The following is a 5,033-nucleotide window of genomic DNA, read 5'->3' on the forward strand; positions in this document are numbered from 1 at the left end:
TTCTAGACCACTTAATTACACCTGGAAATTCTGTATTCTCTTGTTCTTGATAATATTCATAACGATCAATAAAAAATTCAATTTTTGATAATAAATTTATTTTATTTTTATCAATTAACCATTCATCTCTATTTGTTGATATTCCATTAGAGTATAACTTAAATATGGACTTTTCTTCGTCATTATGTTTAGCTGCTTTTGTTTCTTTATCAGCTAAAGATAATAAATCTGCAAAATCATTATCTGTTAAATTAATCCAGTTATTATTGATGTCAGGGTTAATATGTTCAAAACTAATATTTGCTAATTTATTACTAACTAGAAAATTAAGTTTATCTGTTGCTATTTCTACATTATTTTGAGAATGATAAAGTATTTGGCACGGTATTTTATCTTTAGTTTTCTTTTTAATCATAAAACTGATAGCAATACCTATTTTAACCTTGAAAACATTTCCAGTGTTATCTCCTGCTCTAATATCACCATCTAAATCAATAATATAAATATGACTAAAATCTTGAGAGACTATTTTTCTGAATCCATCGAATGTTTTTGCATTAATAAAAGATGAATTAGTTACAAATGCTATAATCCCATTATCTCCTAATCTATCGGTTCCCCAACGAATAAAACGAGAATACATATCATATACTTTAGTTTTTTGTGCCTTACTTTCTTTAACATAAGTTTCTTTAATTCGTTTATCAATTTCTGGATATTTTCTATTCTTATTATTATCATTTTCATTTTGTTGATTAGCATTATAAGGAGGATTCCCAATAATCACAGAAATTTGACGATCATTTTGATTTTTAATCCTTTCTGTATTCTCAATAGTCAATGCAAACAAATCTAACTGTTTACCCGTAAAAGAAGTATGATCCAATGTATCCACAAAACAAATATTATTAAACTCCTCATACTCATTCATTTTCTGCTGATAAGTATATTCAATGTTTAAATTCGCAATATAATAAGGTAAGATTTGCACCTCATTACAATGAATCTCATTCTGATATTTGTACTTTAATTTATCCTTCGGTAAATATTCAATTAATTCCGTCACAAACGTACCTGTACCCGTCGCCGGATCTAAAATTTCTACCCCAGAATCACACAATAACTTACCAAAATGTTTATGTACCAAATAATCCACACTTTCGATCATAAAGCGAACAATTTCATTCGGAGTATAAACAATACCTAATCTATCTGCTGCTTTGGGATTATATGCTTTATAAAAATTCTCATATATTGCTTTCAAAAACTTCTGTTTTTCATGATGATTATAAATACTCGCAGCAGTTCGACGAATTACCCCATAATAACGTTCAATACTACTTAATGTATTCCGTCTCACACTCCCCGTAAAAAAGGTATTAATAACCCCTTGTAACTCCCTAGCAATATTATTCTCCCGATGAAACTGAGACTCATTAAAAATAGTCAGAAAAATGTCCTCCGTTAAAATATGTTGGATGATCATTTCTCTCACATCTTCGATAGTAATCTCAGGGTTAATAGACTCTTGACAAATGGTTAAAAACTTATCCCTTGCTGCAATAAACTTCTTATTTTCTTGAGACTGTTTAGCGATAATTTCCCGTAAAGAATCCAAAATAGTCGGTAAATCTTCCTTAAAACTGTCTATCGCTTCTCGAAAGTCTTTAACCTCTGGACGAACATAATTAATAAACTGATTAATTAACCCGTCTAACCCCTCACTATCCTGCATGGAAACCCGTAATTTTTCTTCTCCTCCCTGTATTAAAACGGCGGTTTGTGAATCCTCAAATAAAATGTTATCATTAGGGTATCCTTTGCTTAATTTCTTCTCAATTTCCTCATCTAAATTATCATATTGATCCTTACTTTCCCAGTAACCCCAATCTAACCGTAACGCATCCTTTACTGTCCCATCAGGTCGAATATTTTGATCTTTGTAAGGTAACTCAGGAATTAACAAAAAATCCCTCGTTTTGCAGTATTCATTTAATAAACTTTGAAACGCATTTCTAATAGAACTTTCGTGACGACTTCCTCCATATTGGATAATGCGTTCAACTTCTGCTTGATACTGACTAATTAATAAACGAGACATCTCACTTCCTTGGGATAATGTAGTGCTAAAATTCCCCTATTTATATTATTTACCCTTTGGTTGTCATGATAAATAAGTGGGGTTAAATTATTTAAAAAAATTAATATAAAACTATTGTCGTGATGGGTTAATCATGTCAGACAACTGGTCACAGTCTAGAAAGCTATGTTACCTTTTATTTAATGCGATCGCTGAAATTGATCCCTTAATTGGTTTATTTAAAGTTAAAAAGAATTGCCATGACCACTATATTAGATTTAAAACCATTAATTAAGTTGACATCAGAAGAATTTTATCAACTCTGTCAAATCAATCGAGATATCCCCTTAGAATTGAGTTGTAATGGAGAATTAATTATTATGTCACCGGTTGGTGGGGAAACAGGAAAGAGAGAATCAGAGTTAAATTTTCAAGTTAGTCTTTGGAATCATCAAACTCAGTTAGGAGTTGTCTTTAGTTCATCCACTGTTTTTAACTTACCTAATGGGGGAAATCGTTCCCCTGACGTTGCTTGGATAAAAAAAGAAAGATGGGAACAATTAACTCTTGAACAAAGACAAAAATTTCCTCCTATTTGTCCTGATTTTGTCATTGAATTACGTTCTCCAAGTGATAACTTACAACCCCTAAAAGAGAAAATGCAAGAATATTTAGATGCTGGTTTAAGCTTAGGATGGTTAATTAATCCTCAAGATAATACAGTGGAAATTTATCGTCCTAATCAATCAGTAGAAATTTTAAATTTACCTGTGTCTTTGTCAGGAGAAGATGTGTTACCTAACTTTAATTTATTCCTTGAATCCTTGAGTAAGTAATCGTTTATTTTCCAGGTTCTAACCGAATTAATTTCCCATTTCTATCATCGGTCAAAACATAAACAAACCCATCGGGACCTTGCTCAACATCCCTAACCCGTTGCTCAAATTTTATCGGATATTTTCCCACAATTTCATTAACATCATTTAAGTCAATACGAATCACTTCCCGAGCCACTAACCCCCCGGCCAATAAGTCCCCTTTCCAGTCAGTAAACTGATCCCCATCATATAGAGTCAGTCCCGAAGGTGCGATCGCAGGAGTCCAAACCACCAAGGGATCAACCATACCCGGCAGCGATCGCTGATCTGATATCTCACCCCCCGAATATTCTCGACTATGAGTTACCACGGGCCATCCGTAGTTCCCCCCTGCTTTAATGTTATTGAGTTCGTCCCCACCCTTTGAACCGTGTTCGGTGGACCAGATTTCACCGCTTTGCTGATTCACTGTCAACCCTTGAATATTACGGTGTCCATAACTCCAAATAGCCGGGTTTGCATTGTCTTGATCCACAAAGGGATTATTCTCAGGGATGCTACCATCATCATTGAGGCGTATAATTTTCCCTAAATAACTATCCAACTGTTGCGCTTGTTTGCGACTCAACTCTCCATCTATGGTTAAGGGGGGGTTCCCTCCGTCTCCAATGGACGCTAAAAACGTTCCGTCTTCTAACCACACCAAACGAGATCCGAAATGTTGTCCTCCGGTTTTACTAGGGGACACCTGAAAAATGACTTCTAGATCCCGTAATTGATTCTCTTGTAAAATAGCACGGGCAATTCTGGTCTGGTTATCGTTACGACTCCCTGAAGCATAGGTCAAATAGATGTAATTATTTTCCTCAAAATTGGGGTGTACCGATACATCTAATAACCCTCCTTGACCCACTGCAAAGACTTCTGGAACCCCTTTAATAGGTTCGGATTCTAATTTTCCATTTTTGACAATACGAAGCCTTCCAGGGCGTTCTGTGATGAGGATGTCTCCATTAGGAAGCCAGTCCATCGCCCAGGGATGTTCTAACCCCTCTATCATGGTAATTTGTTGAATATCTTGTTGGGTTTCTGATGCTTGACTGGTTTGATTAGCGGTTGGTTGAATCGTCGTATTACTAGAAGAGTCAGACGGAGAAAAGCAGCCTCCTACCCCTAAAAAAATGATGACGTTGAGTATCGCCAAACAGAAACGGTTGGGTTTAATGAGTCTCATGGTCATATTTATAATTGTCTATGGAAACAAAAGTAATCTTCGTGAAGTTTTCTTGACACCTAGAATGTATCAAATTTTAATTAATTTCTCATCACTGATCTATTGTATCAAGATCCGTTTAGAGTGGACTAGAGGATTAATATTAAAATCTTAACATACTAAAGATTGCCTAAATAAAAAGCCTGATTTCGTCGATAATAAGCTATTTAATCTCTATATTTTGTTGTACACTTATTATTAATAGGGCATTTCCTACCCAAGATAAGCACTGAGTTTAACTAAGCTTTAAAAACTTATCTAATCTTTGTTGAGACTCCTTGTCCTCACCCATTTTGCTAGGTTGCCCTACTTAAATATCTGTTAGAATCATTAAATAGAAGTGAAGACGGCCATGTCAACTGTTGAATTTTCATACGATAACACGAAGTTATACATTGCGTTTACATGAACAATAACATGGGTATGTCAGAATGAATTTGAGGAAAACAAAACCTTCAATTTGATTCTTGTATATTTGAGGAAATCATATCAATGTCTACATTGACCTTTAAATCTGCGGCCACTGCTTTAGCAATCACTGCTACTACGATCGCTTTTGCTCCTCAACAAGCACAAGCCTTCAGTATTGGTGATACCCTAAACATCACAGGGATGGCTGACTTTAGCCTTGACCCTGATCCATTAAGTGCAGCTGACGGCAACAACGTTATTGACTTTATTGGTGGAGAAGTTGAATCCGATTCAACGGGTGAATTTGGAATACGTTATTATTCTCCTAGCACCATTAACCCTCCTGCTAATCTGTTTAAGCGTCAAGTTTCCGTTAGTGATGTTGTCTTAAGTCATGTTAGCGGTAATACCTACTTAGGTTCAGCCAGTAATCCTTTAATAACCTTCTTTG

At 35.0% G+C, this 5,033-nt stretch carries 4 protein-coding genes; 2 read left to right on the forward strand and 2 right to left on the reverse strand.

Annotated features, from left to right (window positions below; translation table 11 throughout):
* Nucleotides 1-2,101, reverse strand: a 2,101-nt coding sequence (locus C4E06_RS05375) for an N-6 DNA methylase (RefSeq protein ID WP_107667130.1), incomplete at its 3' end; no start/stop codon positions are given.
* Nucleotides 2,102-2,340: 239 nt separating this feature from the next.
* Here C4E06_RS05375 and C4E06_RS05380 point away from each other — a divergent pair.
* A complete protein-coding gene (locus C4E06_RS05380) occupies nt 2,341-2,916 on the forward strand; it encodes a Uma2 family endonuclease (RefSeq protein WP_107667131.1) in 576 nt (191 codons plus the stop codon).
* Nucleotides 2,917-2,920: 4 nt separating this feature from the next.
* Here C4E06_RS05380 and C4E06_RS05385 read toward each other — a convergent pair whose 3' ends face one another.
* Nucleotides 2,921-4,138, reverse strand: a complete 1,218-nt coding sequence (locus C4E06_RS05385; RefSeq protein ID WP_107667132.1) for a PQQ-dependent sugar dehydrogenase — start codon at nt 4,136-4,138, stop codon at nt 2,921-2,923.
* A gap of 525 nt (nt 4,139-4,663) precedes the next feature.
* Between C4E06_RS05385 and C4E06_RS05390 the strand changes: the two genes are divergently transcribed.
* A partial coding sequence (locus tag C4E06_RS05390; RefSeq protein ID WP_157951114.1) for a hypothetical protein occupies nt 4,664-5,033 on the forward strand: 370 nt, incomplete at its 3' end.

The sequence above is a fragment of the Cyanothece sp. BG0011 genome (assembly GCF_003013815.1).
Taxonomy (GTDB): domain Bacteria; phylum Cyanobacteriota; class Cyanobacteriia; order Cyanobacteriales; family Microcystaceae; genus Crocosphaera.

Coding starts and splice junctions, on each gene's coding strand:
- C4E06_RS05380 (WP_107667131.1), top strand. CDS start 2,341: ATGACCACTATATTAGATTTAAAACCATTAATTAAGTTGACATCAGAA.
- C4E06_RS05385 (WP_107667132.1), bottom strand. CDS start 4,138: ATGACCATGAGACTCATTAAACCCAACCGTTTCTGTTTGGCGATACTC.